The sequence below is a fragment of the Sphingomonas cannabina genome, from assembly GCF_021391395.1.
GTDB lineage: Bacteria > Pseudomonadota > Alphaproteobacteria > Sphingomonadales > Sphingomonadaceae > Sphingomonas > Sphingomonas cannabina.
Map to the genome: position 1 here is coordinate 3,228,961 of NZ_CP090059.1, position 13,864 is coordinate 3,242,824.

12 protein-coding genes are annotated in these 13,864 nt (G+C 64.8%); 4 read left to right on the forward strand and 8 right to left on the reverse strand.

Annotated elements, in window-relative coordinates; genetic code table 11:
• Window positions 1-17 precede the first annotated feature (17 nt).
• The 3 genes from rfbB to galU are packed head-to-tail and all read right to left on the reverse strand — an operon-like array spanning window position 18 to window position 2,854.
• The gene (gene rfbB / locus LZK98_RS15265) at window positions 18-1,061 is read right to left on the reverse strand and encodes a dTDP-glucose 4,6-dehydratase (RefSeq protein WP_233783312.1); all 1,044 of its coding nucleotides are present in this window, start codon (window positions 1,059-1,061) and stop codon (window positions 18-20) included.
• Complete coding sequence (gene rfbA, locus LZK98_RS15270; RefSeq protein ID WP_233783314.1) at window positions 1,058-1,930, reverse strand: glucose-1-phosphate thymidylyltransferase RfbA; 873 nt, start codon at window positions 1,928-1,930, stop codon at window positions 1,058-1,060. Before rfbA ends, rfbB begins: the two co-directional genes overlap by 4 nt.
• Window positions 1,931-1,975: 45 nt before the next feature.
• Window positions 1,976-2,854: a UTP--glucose-1-phosphate uridylyltransferase GalU gene (gene galU, locus LZK98_RS15275; protein WP_233783316.1), complete on the reverse strand. Its 879-nt coding sequence runs from the start codon at window positions 2,852-2,854 to the stop codon at window positions 1,976-1,978.
• A 99-nt stretch (window positions 2,855-2,953) separates the two neighbouring features.
• Here galU and wecB point away from each other — a divergent pair, with 99 nt between their 5' ends.
• Complete coding sequence (gene wecB, locus LZK98_RS15280; RefSeq protein WP_233783318.1) at window positions 2,954-4,090, forward strand: non-hydrolyzing UDP-N-acetylglucosamine 2-epimerase; 1,137 nt, start codon at window positions 2,954-2,956, stop codon at window positions 4,088-4,090.
• Window positions 4,074-5,369 (forward strand): UDP-N-acetyl-D-mannosamine dehydrogenase, encoded by a 1,296-nt coding sequence (gene wecC / locus LZK98_RS15285; RefSeq protein ID WP_233783320.1) that lies wholly within the window; start codon window positions 4,074-4,076, stop codon window positions 5,367-5,369. Before wecB ends, wecC begins: the two co-directional genes overlap by 17 nt.
• A 1,065-nt stretch (window positions 5,370-6,434) precedes the next feature.
• Here the strand turns inward: wecC and LZK98_RS15290 are convergent.
• Window positions 6,435-7,454, reverse strand: coding sequence for a M48 family metallopeptidase (locus LZK98_RS15290; protein WP_233783322.1), 1,020 nt, complete (start codon window positions 7,452-7,454; stop codon window positions 6,435-6,437).
• A gap of 172 nt (window positions 7,455-7,626) precedes the next feature.
• On the opposite strand from LZK98_RS15290, the gene LZK98_RS15295 reads away from it, so the two are divergent.
• Both LZK98_RS15295 and LZK98_RS15300 read left to right on the forward strand, forming a co-directional pair.
• Entirely contained in the window at window positions 7,627-8,433 is an 807-nt protein-coding gene (locus LZK98_RS15295) for a metallophosphoesterase family protein (protein ID WP_233783324.1), read from the forward strand.
• A 149-nt stretch (window positions 8,434-8,582) separates the two neighbouring features.
• Window positions 8,583-8,837, forward strand: a complete 255-nt coding sequence (locus LZK98_RS15300) for a hypothetical protein (RefSeq protein ID WP_233783326.1) — start codon at window positions 8,583-8,585, stop codon at window positions 8,835-8,837.
• A 300-nt stretch (window positions 8,838-9,137) separates the two neighbouring features.
• Here the strand turns inward: LZK98_RS15300 and LZK98_RS20560 are convergent, their stop codons facing one another.
• The 4 genes from LZK98_RS20560 to LZK98_RS15315 all read right to left on the reverse strand — a co-directional run bounded on the left by LZK98_RS20560 (window position 9,138) and on the right by LZK98_RS15315 (window position 13,762).
• On the reverse strand, window positions 9,138-9,269 hold the full coding sequence (locus LZK98_RS20560) for a hypothetical protein (protein WP_264757855.1): 132 nt from the start codon (window positions 9,267-9,269) through the stop codon (window positions 9,138-9,140).
• A 749-nt stretch (window positions 9,270-10,018) separates the two neighbouring features.
• Complete coding sequence (locus tag LZK98_RS15305) at window positions 10,019-10,390, reverse strand: hypothetical protein (protein WP_233783328.1); 372 nt, start codon at window positions 10,388-10,390, stop codon at window positions 10,019-10,021.
• Window positions 10,387-11,586, reverse strand: a complete 1,200-nt coding sequence (locus LZK98_RS15310) for a hypothetical protein (RefSeq protein WP_233783330.1) — start codon at window positions 11,584-11,586, stop codon at window positions 10,387-10,389. The genes LZK98_RS15305 and LZK98_RS15310 overlap by 4 nt, the downstream gene beginning before the upstream one ends.
• Window positions 11,587-11,638: 52 nt before the next feature.
• Entirely contained in the window at window positions 11,639-13,762 is a 2,124-nt protein-coding gene (locus tag LZK98_RS15315; RefSeq protein WP_233783331.1) for a GumC family protein, read from the reverse strand.
• Window positions 13,763-13,864: the final 102 nt, after the last annotated feature.

The following is a 13,864-nucleotide window of genomic DNA, read 5'->3' on the forward strand; positions in this document are numbered from 1 at the left end:
GGAGCGCGATTCCACCTTCAGGCCCGCACCCGCTCCAGCCCATGCCCCGCGGCGGCGAAGCGCTGCCACCACTCGGGATGCGCGAGATACCAGGCGACCGTCGCCTCCAGCCCGCTCTCGAAACTCTGCTCCCGCCGCCAATCGAGCTCGCTTTCGATCCGGCTCGGGTCGATCGCATAGCGCAGATCATGCCCCGGGCGGTCGGCGACGAAGCTCACCTGACGCCGGTAGGATCGCCCGTCGCCGCGCGGCGCCAGCCGGTCGAGCAGGTCGCACAGCGTCCTTACGACGGTGAGGTTGCTCCGCTCCGCCCTTCCGCCGATCGCATAGCGCGCACCCGGCACGGCGCGGCGCGCGATCAGGTCGAGCGCGCGGGCATGGTCGTCGACGAACAGCCAGTCACGGACATTGGCGCCGGTGCCGTAGACCGGCAGCGTCTCGTCGCCGAGCGCTCGTGCGATGGTGCGCGGGATCAGCTTGTCGGGTGACTGGAACGGCCCGTAGTTGTTGCTGCAGCTGCTGATCGTGACCGGCAGGCCATAGGTCCGGCCCCAGGCCGCGACGAGATGGTCCGACGCCGCCTTCGACGCCGAATAGGGCGAAGACGGCCGATAGGCGGATTCCTCGTCGAAGTGGCCGCCGTCGATCGGCAAGTCGCCATGGACCTCGTCGGTCGAGACATGATGGAACCGGAAGCCGCCGCCGACGCGACGCCAATGATCGAGCGCGGCCTCGAGCAGGTGATAGGTCCCGACGATATTGGTCTCGACGAACGCTGCCGGCCCGGCGATCGAGCGGTCGACATGTGTCTCGGCGGCGAGGTGGAAGACGACGTCCACCCCCTCGCCCGCCAGCAATTCCGCCACCAGCGCACGATCGGCGATGTCGCCCTCGACGAAGCGGAAGAGCGGCGAATCCCCGACCGGCGCGAGCGCGTCGAGCGAGGCGGCATAGGTGAGTTTGTCGAGCACCACGGCACGCGTGCCGGTCGCGACCAGATGCCGCACCAGCGCCGACCCGATGAATCCGGCGCCGCCGGTGACCAAGGCCGTCCGCGTCATGCCGCCCTCGCCACGCGGTCGCGAAGGTAAGCGGCATAGCCGGTCTTCCCCAGCGCCGCCGCGCGCGCCAGCACCGCCTCCGTATCCAGCCAGCCCTGGTCGAGCGCGATCTCCTCCGGACAGGCGATCTTGATGCCCTGGCGATGCTCGATCGTCCGCACGAAGGCGCCGGCGTCGTGCAGGCTGTCGTGCGTACCGGTATCGAGCCACGCGAAACCTCGCCCCAATCGCACGACGTCCAGTGCATCACGGCGGAGATAGGCGGTCAGCAGATCGACGATCTCGAGCTCGCCGCGAGCGGAAGGCGCGAGATCGCGGGCGCGCGCCGGAGCATCGCCGTCGCAGAAGTATAAGCCGGTGATCGCCCAGTCCGATTGCGGCCTGCTCGGCTTCTCCTCGATTGCCGAGGCGCGGCCGGTCACCGGATCGAAGCTGACGACACCGTAGCGCTCGGGATCGGTCACGCGATAGGCGAACACGCTGGCACCCTCGCGCCCCGCCGCCGCGCGACATCTACCCGGCAAGCCTTCACCATAGAAAATATTGTCGCCAAGGATCAGCGCGGACGGGTCGCCGCCAAGGAAATCCTCGCCGATCAGATAGGCCTCGGGCAATCCCCGCGGCTCCGGCTGGGCGGCATAGCTGAGGGCGATGCCGAACGCCGATCCATCGCCGAGCAGCAGCTCGAACATCGGCAGGTCGCGCGGGGTCGAGATGATCAGGATCTCACGGATACCTGCCAGCATCAGCACCGACAGCGGGTAATAGATCATCGGCTTGTCGAAGACCGGCAACAGCTGCTTCGAAATGGCGAGCGTCGCGGGATAAAGCCGCGTGCCGCTGCCGCCCGCCAGAATGATCCCCTTCACTGTCCGCCCCCGTGATCCAGGCCACGGGGATTAGAGCGGAAATCTTTACGCTTCGTTGGCCAGCGCCTCGCGCGCGAATTCGCGCACCGCCGGCCCGATGTCGTCCCGAGCGAGCGCCAGCGCAAGGTTCGCCTGGATGAAACCCGCCTTGTCGCCGCAGTCGAAACGCCGCCCGGCAAAGGTGACGCCATGAAAGGGCTGCTCGCCGATCATCCGCGCCATCGCGTCGGTGAGCTGGATCTCGCCGCCCGCGCCCTTCTCCTGCCCTTCGAGCACGCGCATCACCTCTGGCTGGAGGATGTAGCGGCCGATCACCGACAGGTTGGACGGCGCCGTGCCGGCCTTGGGCTTCTCGACCAGCCCCCTCACCTCCGTCAGCGCCCCGTCGCGCGCACCCGGTGTGATGATGCCGTACATATGCGTCTGGTCGTCCGGCACCTCCTGCGCGCAGATCAGGTTGCCGCCGAGACGGTTGTAGGCCTCCACCATCTGTTTGAGACAACCCGGTTGCCCCACCATCAGGTCGTCGGCGAGCAGCACCGCGAACGGCTCGTCGCCGACGATGTCGCGCGCGCACCACACTGCATGGCCGAGCCCCAGCGGCTCCTGCTGGCGGACGTAGGCGACCGCGCCGGGCTTGAGGCGGGTGGGCTCCAGGACCTCGAGCGACTTGCCGCGGCCGCTCATCGTCGTCTCGAGCTCATAGGCGATGTCGAAGTGATCCTCGATCGCGGACTTGCCGCGGCCGGTGACGAAGATCATCTGCTCGATCCCGGCCTCCAGCGCCTCGTCGACCGCGTACTGGATCAGCGGCCGGTCGACCACCGGCAGCATCTCCTTCGGCATCGCCTTGGTCGCCGGCAGGAAACGGGTGCCGAGCCCGCCCACGGGAAACACGGCCTTGCGCAGCGGCTTGATGGTCAATGGAAGTCCCCGGAAAGTTGCCGATCGATACGGCGGTGCACCGATTAGCGCAATCGGCGGTTAGCGCCCTCTTAAGCGAGTGAGGATTAGGCGGGTTCCATGGCAAGCAAGGCTCACAAGGTCCTGGTCGTGTTCGGCACGCGGCCCGAGGCGATCAAGCTGTTCCCCGTCGTCCGCGCCCTCGCCGCCGCACCGGGCATCGCCGTGCGCACCTGCGTGACCGCGCAGCACCGCGGACTGCTCGATCAGGTGCTGGCGATCGCCGGCCTCGCGCCCGACATCGACCTCGACCTGATGGAGCCCGGCCAGTCGCTCGACCGGCTGACCGCGCGGCTGCTGACCGGCCTCGGCGAGGTGATGGACGCCGAGCGGCCCGATCGGGTGATCGTCCAGGGCGACACCGCCACCGCGATGGTCGGCGCGCTCGCCGCCTATTACCGCAAGGTGCCGGTCGGCCATGTCGAGGCCGGGCTGCGCTCCGGCGACATCTGGCAGCCCTGGCCCGAGGAGGTGAACCGCCGCATCGTCGCCCCCATCGCCGACCAGCACTTCGCCCCGACCGAGACCGCCGCCGAGGCGCTCAAGCGCGAGAACATCGATCCCGCGACGATCCACGTCACCGGCAACACCGTGATCGACGCGCTGCTCGCGACGCGCGAGGCGATCGCCGCCGACCCCTCGCTCGCCGCCGGGCTCGATCCCATCGCCGCTCGCTTCGCCGGCAAGCGGCTGATCCTCGTCACCACGCATCGCCGCGAGAATTTCGGCGACGGCATGGCCGAGATCGCCCGCGCGATCGGCCGCATCGCCGAGCGCGAGGACGTCGCGATCCTCTTCCCCGTCCATCCCAATCCCAACGTCGTGTCGGTGATGGACGCGCTGCTCGGCGACCGCGCCAACGTCGCCCGCATCGACCCGCTCGACTACCCCCACTTCATCCGCGCGCTCGGCATGGCCGAGCTGGTCCTCACCGATTCGGGCGGCGTGCAGGAGGAGGCGCCCGCGCTTGGGCGTCCGGTGCTGGTGATGCGCGAGACCACCGAGCGACCCGAGGGCGTCGCCGCCGGCACCGCCCGCCTCGTCGGCGCGAAGGAGGACGCGATCGTTTCCGGTATCTTCACCCTTCTCGACGACAAGGCCGCCTATTCCGCGATGGCGCGCGCCCACAATCCGTTCGGCGACGGCCAGTCCGCGGCAAGGATTGCGAGGATCGTCGCGCATGGTTTCGGATGTTGAGCTCAAGGTCGCCGTTCTCGGCCTCGGCTATATCGGTCTTCCCACCGCCGCGGTGATCGCGCGCACCGGCGCCAGGGTGCTCGGCATCGACGTCCACCAGTCGGTGGTCGACACGATCAATTCGGGCAAGGTGCATATCGAGGAGGTCGACCTCGACGGCCTCGTCTCCGGCGTTGTCGCGCGCGGGACGCTGCGCGCCTCACTGCAGATCGAGCCCGCCGACGTGTTCGTGATCGCGGTGCCGACGCCGTTCGACGACGATCACCAGCCCAACATCGGCTACGTCCTGCGCGCCGCGACGACGGTCGCGACCGTGCTCAAGCCCGGCGACCTGGTCGTGCTCGAATCGACCTCGCCGGTCGGCACCACCGAGAAGGTGGCCGAGCTCCTCGCCGAGCTGCGCCCCGATCTCAACATCCCCGGCCACAGCCGCGAGACGCCGGACGTCGCCATCGCCTATTGCCCGGAGCGCGTGCTCCCCGGCCGCATCCTGATCGAGCTGATCGACAACGACCGCGTCATCGGCGGCATCACGCCCCGCTGCGCGCGCAAGGCGCTCGGCTTCTACCGGCGCTTCGTGCGCGGCGCCTGCGTCACCACGACCAGCCGCGCGGCGGAGATGACCAAGCTCACCGAGAACGCCTTCCGCGACGTCAACATCGCCTTCGCCAACGAGCTGTCGGTGATCGCCGACGGCATGGGCGTCGACGTGTGGGAGGTGATCCGGCTCGCCAACCGCCATCCGCGCGTCAACATCCTCTCGCCCGGTCCCGGCGTCGGCGGCCACTGCATCGCCGTCGACCCCTGGTTCCTTGTCGCCGCCGATCCGGCGAACAGCCCGCTGATCCGCACCGCGCGCGAGGTCAACGACCGCAAGGTCGACGTGACGATCGCCCGGGCCGCCGCGCTGATCGAGGACCATCCCGGCCCGGTCGCGCTGCTCGGCCTCGCCTTCAAGGCCAACATCGACGACTTCCGCGAATCCCCCGCGCTCAAGGTGGCGGCGGCGCTGGCGACGCGCTTCGGCGAGCGCATCCGCATCGTCGAGCCCCATGCCCGCGCGCTACCCGACGATTTCGCCGACACCGGCGCCACGCTGACCGACATCGACACCGCGCTGGAGACCTGCCCGGTGCTGGTCGTGCTGGTCGACCACGACGTGTTCAAGTCGGTCCCGCTCGACGAGCGCGCCGACAAGGCGGTCTACGACACCCGCGGCATCTGGCCCGACCAGCCTCGCGTCAGGGCGGCCCAGGACGCGCTCCGGTTGGCGAGCTAGACCGTGAGCTCATAGCGGGGAATGACCGAGACTGGGTGGTTAGCGGAAGATACTTGTTTCCAACTTATCGGGCGGCTCCGCATTTCCGGCAGTGCGTGGCAACAGGCGCGAGCATGTTCGCTCCGGTTATGTTCCATCCATCCTTCGACGGCGCGAAGTAGTAGCTGACGCCGCAATTCGGACACTTCATTCCGAACATTATTAGGGCGGTAAACGGCATCGTAAGCGCTACCGCTACCGCCATGCCCGCCCAGCCGCCAATTCCAAAAAATATGACGGCCAGGGCCGCTATCGCAGTGATGAAAAAACCTGCTTGGACCAATCGAGCTGCGTTCATAGACGCACTTAACCGGGAAATCGCAAGGTCCGCAATTGGGGCGCTAGCGGTCGCCGAAGTTCATGAGTCTACGCCTAAAGACGAGTCGACATACTGGAGGCGCCTTCTTCGATCCTCCCCGGTGAGAGGTGGGACCCGCACGCCGATCCGGAGCCGAACGCCGCCAGCTCGCCTCCTCTCCTTTGCAATGTAGGATTTCGCCTGCTTGGCTCATCCGGTCCGAACCGCGCAAGCCTCGGTCCGCTCTTTGATCCCGTCGATCTCGTCCATGTCGCGTCGCGGCGCGCTCGTGTCGCGTCCATGCCGCATTGCTGTCGCGTCCGCGTCGCATCCCGCCGCAACCGTGCAGCTACCGGGCGCATCGGCCCGCAAACACGCGACCTCAGTCAACTTAGTCAACATTTTCGGGTACCCTGATACCGGATGCGGCCTCGGATCAGGGGGCGTTCTACCTATGACTTTCGTGACCTTCGACGGTTTTCCGCGGGTTTCCGGCGCCTGTCCCTGGGACGGATCGACATTCAGATACCGGCCGCGCGGCATCGTCCCAAAATCCTCCCCTGCAAGGGGAGGTGGCACGCGAAGCGTGGCGGAGGGGTGTCCCCCTATCTATAGCGCGACACCCCTCCACCATTCGCTGACGCGAATGGTCCCCCTCCCCTTGCAGGGGAGGATTTTTTAGGACGCGCCGACGTCGGGGCGATCAACATCTGAATGTCGATCGGTTCCTACAGCCCCGCAACCAGCGCCTGCCAGTCGTTGCTCATCGGCTTGTCCCGCTCGGCCAGGATCGGCGGGACATAGGGCCGCTCCGGCGACGCGGCGAACGCCGCCGCCTCGCGGTCGAGCAGCTTGGCGCGCAGCGTCCAGCGCGGATGGGTGCGCGCCAGCAGGATGCTGTTGAAATGAGCCTTGCCGAACCAGCGCCAGAACCGCGCCGGCGCCACCGGATCATAGCCGGCATTGGCCATCAGCGCGCTGCCCAGGATGTCTGCCTCGATCTCGCTGCGCCGGATATAGCCGACCGACCGGCCGATCGCCTCGAACAGCCCGCGCTGGACGCCGGCCTGGTCAAGCCGGACCCGATGGCGCAGGATATTGTGCGCCAGCTCATGCGCAATGACGAAGGCGAGCTCGTCGTCGCTGTCGATCGCCTCGACCATCTTGGTCGTGACCTGGACCGTGGTCCCGTCGGCCTGCGCGTCATAGCTGTCCTTGACGACGACCTCGAACCGGCTCGCGCAGCCCATGTCGGGCTTGAACGCGATCGTCAGCGGCTGTCCCTGGCGGAGCAGGTCGAGGCGCAGCTCCCCCGATGCCGCCCGCTCCCGCAGCCGCCGTTCGGCGGCGATCAGCCGGTCGGTCGATTCGGCCTTGCCGGTATCCATCGGCCCCGGCTCCAGCACCTCGCCGTTCGCCCGCACGATCGAATCGCCGGCGCGGATGCCCGCCCGCTCGGCCGCGCTCCCCGCGACCACGCCCTCGACGGCGATCGGCGCCTCGAAGCCGAAGAAGCGGCGCGCCTCCCCCCTCGCCGCGACCGCATATTGGGAGAGGTCGTGGATCTGCAGCCCCGTCCGCAGGGCGAGATCGCGGCAGAGCGCCCGGTTGGCGAGCGTGAGCCGCTCCGCGATCGCCGCCACGCGCAGGTCCTCCGCCCGCAACGCCGCGAGCACGTCGGTAACGCCTGTCGTCTGCGCCTGCGCGGCCGGCACGACCGGCGCCGCCAGCGCGAGCAGCGCAGGCAACCACCACCGAACTCCCCGCCGCAGCCGGCGACCGCCCCGCCCGATCTTGTCCATTCCGGAGGCGATAGCGCCGCCGCGCGGCCGGGCAAGCCCTTGATTGCTCCCGCGATTGCGCCAAGCCTCCCCAAGGACTATTGGCACCTCCAACTGCGCCTTAGGTGAACGAGTGGCTTTGAGTTTGCTTCGCCGTTTCGGCCTTCCTCTACCCGCTGCACCGTCGAGCGTTCCCGAAGGGGAACGCGTCTACGCGATCGGCGACGTCCACGGCCGCCTCGACCTGCTCGACCGCCTCCTCGAGCGGATCGAGGCCGACGATGCCGCCCGCGGGCCGGCACGGTCGCAGCTGATCTTCCTCGGCGACCTGATCGACCGCGGCCCGCAGTCGCGCGGCGTGGTCGAGCGCGTGATGCGTTTGAAGGCGGAGCGCCCCAACATTCGCGTGATCGCCGGCAATCACGAGGAGATGCTGCTCGCCGCGCTCCGCTCGGAACGCGGCGAGGCGATGCGCTTCTTCATCCAGAACGGCGGACGCGAGACGCTGCTCAGCTACGGCATCACCGAAGCGGAATATGAAGCCGGCACGCTGACCGATCTGCGCGATCTCGCCCGCAGGCGCGTCCCGGCCCACCATGTCGCCTTCCTGGGCAGCCTCGAACCTTACGTGGCGATCGGAGACTATCTGTTCGTCCACGCCGGAATCCGCCCCGGCGTCGCGGTCGAGGAGCAATCCCCCAGCGATCTCAAGTGGATCCGCGGCGAATTCCTGAATTCGAAACGCGATCACGGCAGCATCGTCGTCCACGGCCATACCGTCTCCGACGGGGTCGACGAGCAGCCTAACCGAATCGGGATCGACACCGGCGCCTTCGCCACCGGCAATCTGACCGCGATCGGCCTGGAATCGAGCGAGCGCTGGTATCTCTCGACGGCCGGCAGCGGCGCCGGCGCGCGCAGCGCGGCTATTGTGCAACAGGTTTGATCGAATCTTAATCGAAGCATAGGGTTTTGCTGGCAATCGCCGTTGCGCCTTGCGAGAAGCCAGTTGCACCCGGCGATAGCCTGTGCCATTGGAATCCGGGGACTTAGTCGCCGCCATTCGGGTGGAAATGGTCATAAAGGGAGTTTGACATGCGTCTTGCCAATCTTGCTGCAGCGACTTCGGCGCTCATGCTGATCGCCAGCCCTGCGCTTGCTGCGAGCGCAAACCCGGCGGCCAAGCTGTCGGTCGCTTCGTCCAAGTCGGTCCGCGCCGGCACCAAGGCCAAGGACGGCAGCAACCTCTCGCCGGTCCTGGGCGTGGTCGCCGCGATCGTCGCCCTGGGCGGCATCGGCATCGCTGCGGGCGTGTTCGACAGCGGCAACGACGATCCCGACAGCAACTGATCTCAGCCGGTCGTAACTGAATTCGAAAAACGGCGGTCAATCGACCGCCGTTTTTTATTGTTCCCTCACCAGATTCGGATTCGATCGATCGCAACGCGATACGTTTGAGCGAGATATTGATCTTGGCGGAGGCTGTTCGATCAGTTCGAGGTCGGGACTATAGCGCGAGAAATGGGGTAGAGTGGACCCATTCCCCGCTAGCACGCGTTTGCTATTCATAAGAAGCTGTCCGTCATCGGATAGACAACAGCATTGGGAACAAGGGGTCATCGCGCGTTAGGTAGGCAGTGAAGGCCTGCACTATCCAATGACCGTGCCGATGAAGACGATCGCGTCCGTCTCATCAACGAACGCCAGTCGCTCAAGGTCGAACTCGGCCAACGTTTTGCACTGGTGGGCGATTGCAACGTCAGGTCGATCCTGCTCGGCCACACGGCTTCCTTGAGGCGGCAGAACATGCGCTCGATAGCGTTGCGGCCCAGAGTGGGTGGCTGAAGCAGCGTTCCAGCGCCGGTTGATCTTTGGCGGGATGTTTGGGGCCCTGCGCCGGGCCCGGCCCTGCGCGTCAGTGATGGCGCGGAGCTTGGTTTTGCGGCCACCCCCGCTGATACCGATCGCCTGGGGCGTGAGCTCTCTCTCCCTTTTTCACCTGCTGTCGAACGGTTCACCTCTACGTGCGCGCTGTCGATCAGCACCTCTGCCGGTGTATCCCCTCGGCGGCCAACGCCTCGAACACGGCGCGCCATACGCCCTTCTCAAGCCAGCGCCTGTACCGGGCGCACGGCATCTTGTGTGGACCGTAGATCACCGGCGCGCTCTTCCCGCGGCACCCGACCGCAGTGTATGCACGATCCCGCTGATCACCTGCCGGTCAGCTACTCGCGGCACCTTTCGGCAGCAACGGTCCAGCCGGTCCCGCTGCCTGTCACTCAACCAAAACTCGTCCGGCACTACCAACTCCGACCAGGAGTGTGAACCACATTCTACACGCCAAGGGAATCCTGTTTATGGGTTCTCGCCCTGGCTCAAACTGGAGGAGTTCAGGGGAGCATGTCAGAACACGTCAAGTTAAAACGCATCGTCATACGTGACTACAACCGGTTGAACTTCAGGGCCACGATCCACCTTGCCGCAGCCGTCGGTGATTTACGATGAATCCGCGCGGGCCGTAGGTTACGAGATCAATTACGCCGCCCCGGTTCGCGCGTCTTCTCCTCCGCGAGGGCAAACGAGGAGGCAGCGTCAGCTTGCTGATAGTAACTCCTGTCGATCCGGTTACCGATGCGATTCTGCACACGATTGTTGATACGGGTATCGAGACGCGCGGTTGGCTGTGTGTTAGGCCCCCGCTGTTCATTCGTCTGGCGTTGCCCAACTTCACCAACGGATGAGCTTGCGACCTGTCCCGCTCGATTGGGCTGCGCCGATTGCTGGCGCGGCACCGCAATCTGCGGATCCTTCGCCTGGCTCTGTGCTTGCCCGGCCGCTGGCAATAAGGCAGCTAGTCCCAGAACGATCGGCACGCTGCCACGCCTCGCCAGCTTCACCATCATCGTGCGCGCCGCACCGGCGCCAGCTGCACGCGATTGATCTGGCCGGACAGGCCCGCCACAGCATCAGAAGGTCGTGCAACCAATATCAGCGTCTGCACCGGACAATCCACCGGAACGGTGAAGTTACCTGCGAAACGACCATTTGTTCCCGTTGAATTAGGTAGCGGTACACGACCCAACTCGCGCCCATCCCGCCTGCAGCTGAGCACCCAGTAAGGCCGGGCAGACTCTTCTTGCTGAATCCCACTGCTGGAGCCCGCAATGCGATAGATACCCGGCGGCAATAGCTGCAACTGCTGCAACAATGGGCCGCCTATGCTTGCTGGCGCGGCGAAATCGAACACGCCATCCTTCCCATCGCCACGCTGAATCGACGTGGTCACGCTGCCGTCGTTGATCGGCATCCAATCAAATAACGACGGCGGGTCCATATCGGCGGCAAATTCGGGATCGCGCGAAGTATCCCGATTGACGCCCGGGACCACGGACGCATAATAGCGCCATGCATCCTCCACAAAACCGCCGGTCACCAGCGCGTTAATCAGTGGAGCCAACGTAGTCTTTGGTACAGCGATTCCGGCACGCCGCAATCCAAGGAACAATGCGACAGTCGATCGCGGATCAGGGCCAGCTCCAGCAATATAACCAATGAAGCTCTCGCTCCAGTTCGGCCGAGTTGCTAAAATCTTGATTAGTTCGGAGCGGACCTCTGCTTCATTGGCAGCAGCTGCCAACAAAGGAAACAAAATACCCGCGCCCGCCACGCTTGTACGCAAGGCGATATCATAATGATGTAGCACTTCCGGAACGTCACCGCGTCCGACCGCGTCCTCGATCGCCCAGAACTGTGTTTGTAGATCGCGGCGCGATAGTTTCTGCGAATATGCAAAAAGCCGCTGGGCCGTCGCATGGTCACCACGAATCTCGGCGTTCATACCAAGCGCAACGACGGCCGGTACTGTCGTTGCATCCCGTAATAAGGCCCGTCGCGCGAGCAAGTTCGCTCGCTGGCGGTCGGCAGGCGTTGCCTCCGGTCCTGCCAGAGATAGTGCCAACCGCGCCGCAATTGGACCATTGCCGGGTGCTAGGCGATGAGCGAGCTCGGCGTTTCTACGCGCCGCTATCGCCGCCACCGTATGGGTGATCGAAACATAGCCTAGCACCGCCGCGACTATCGTCAGCGCACCGCGTACCATCCATTCTTTCCGGGTACGCCTCGCCAAGACGGATCGTCGCGGCACAGCCAGCTTACGCCTTTGCCTTGTCACTACGGCCGTAACCATAGCCATATTCGTAGCCGTAGCCGTAATGCGCCTTGCGTGCCTCGAACTTGGTGAGAATGCCGCCAAAAATGCGGGCATTGGCGCTTGCTAGTCGCCCAAGCGCGGTCTTGACCAAGCTTGAGCGGATGCCGTGTGATTCAACCGCATATATCACACCTTCCACCCGGCTTGCGATTAGCGGGGCGTCGGCCAAGCCCATAACCGGCGGGGAGTCGATCACAACGTGATCATATTCCTCAAGCAACCGGTCGATCAACAGCGACAGGCGATTGCCGGTCAGCAATTCGGCCGCGTTGGGCGGGACCGGCCCCGCAGACATGGCGGTGAAGCCCAAATCGCGCATCGGGAAAATGAGCGAGGCGATGTTATCATCGCCGGTCAGGAAGTTGCTGAGTCCGCGATCATGGCTAACTCCGCCGAGGTAATGGATGGACGGTGAACGCATATCGCCATCAACAAGGATAACCTTGCGCTGCGCGCGAGCAAGCGTGGTGGCAAGGGCCAGCGCACTGGTCGATTTGCCCTCCGCCGGACGCGTCGAGGTAACCGCAAACGAGCGCGGAACCCCATGCTCCGTGGTGAACGCAAGATTGGTCTGGACCGCAAGATAGGCGTCAACCAGCTCCGACTTCCGATCGAGCAAAGCGTCCTTCGGCGTGATGTCCGCAACCTTGGGCACCGAGCCTAGGAGCGGCAAGCCAAGTCGCCGCTCGACCTCGCCCGGATCTGTGATCGCCTCGTCCATTTGCTCAAGCGCGAAGGCCGCAAGTCCGCCAAGAGCCAGCCCTGCAAGCAAGGAAAGAGCAAGGTTCAGCATTAGGCGCGGGCTTGAAGGCTTCTGCGGCACATCGGCAGCATCCACAACGGAGATGTTGTTGATACCGACGCCGCCAGCGACGCCGATCTCCTTGAAGCGCTGGAGGAGCCCATCATACAGGACGCGGTTGGTATCTACTTCCTGCTGATAGATATTATATTGAATGCTGCGGCGACGCAGGTTGAGATAACTCGACTTGAGCTGATCAACCTTATCTTTCAGCGCGCGCTCACGTTCCTGCGCCTCACGATAACTGGCTTGCAGCGACCCCGAGACCCGATTCTCCTCGCGACCGATCGACCGATCGAGCTGATCGATCTGCGACTGGATCGCCTTCGCGGCCGGATAGCCGGGCTCGAACTGCACCATCAATCGCTGGTATTCCGCAGCCAACTCTGCGCGGCGTTGGCGTAAATTATTGATTGCCGCATTGCTCAATGCTTCGGCTGATGCACCCGCGCGCCCAGCCTGCTGATAACGCGCTTCGGCCTGGATGCGCTCGGCAGTCGCCCGCACTAGCGCGGTGTTGAGGTTGGCGAGATCGTCGGCGACGATCGAGCGCTCGGCGGTCGCGCTTCCTTCCGCACCGCCTTGGGCGGGCAGATTGATAATCTGCTGTGCAGAAGCATAGCTCACTAACTGCCGTTGGGATTCGTCGAGTCGTTCCTTTGCCTGGGTCAACTGGCGCTGCAGCAGATTGCGCCCATAGGACGTGGCCTGCGACTTACGTTCAAGATTGGTCTGGATGAAGTTATCAGCCCAGGCATTGGCAACTTTAGCGGAGAATGCCGCCTCGGGGCTGGTGAAAGAGATATCGACCAGACGCGACAATCGTGTAGGATTAATCGAGAGGTTTCGGCGTAAAATTTCTCCGGCTGTACGAAGACGATCGGCACGCCCCGCGGCAGAATAACGCCCTTGGATGACCTGGAACGCCGACTCATTGCCGGCCACGCCGAACATCTCGAAGAATTTCGGATCATCTACGAGACGCAATTGATTGGCGACGCGCTCCGACAGCGAACGCGCCTTCAGCAGGCCATATTGAGTTTGATAGAATTCCTGATCTGCGATGCCACCTTCGCGCTCGACGCCTTGAAAATCAGTGACTTTGCTCGTCTCACGCGAAATCTCGACCGTCGCCACTGCCGTATACTTCGGCGTCATCAAGAGTGTCGCGATCAGGCCCAGAAGAAAGCAGGCGGCAACCATGCCGATGATGACGTAACGCCAGCGCAAGGCGACGCGCAAATATTGGCGGATAAGCGACATCTTCTCGATGCTAGGCGACCGAGCGCCGCTCAAAACACGACCCGTCGTGGGACCGCTGCCGGCGTGTGGGTTCGATATAACCATATTCATGCGTCGGCCACC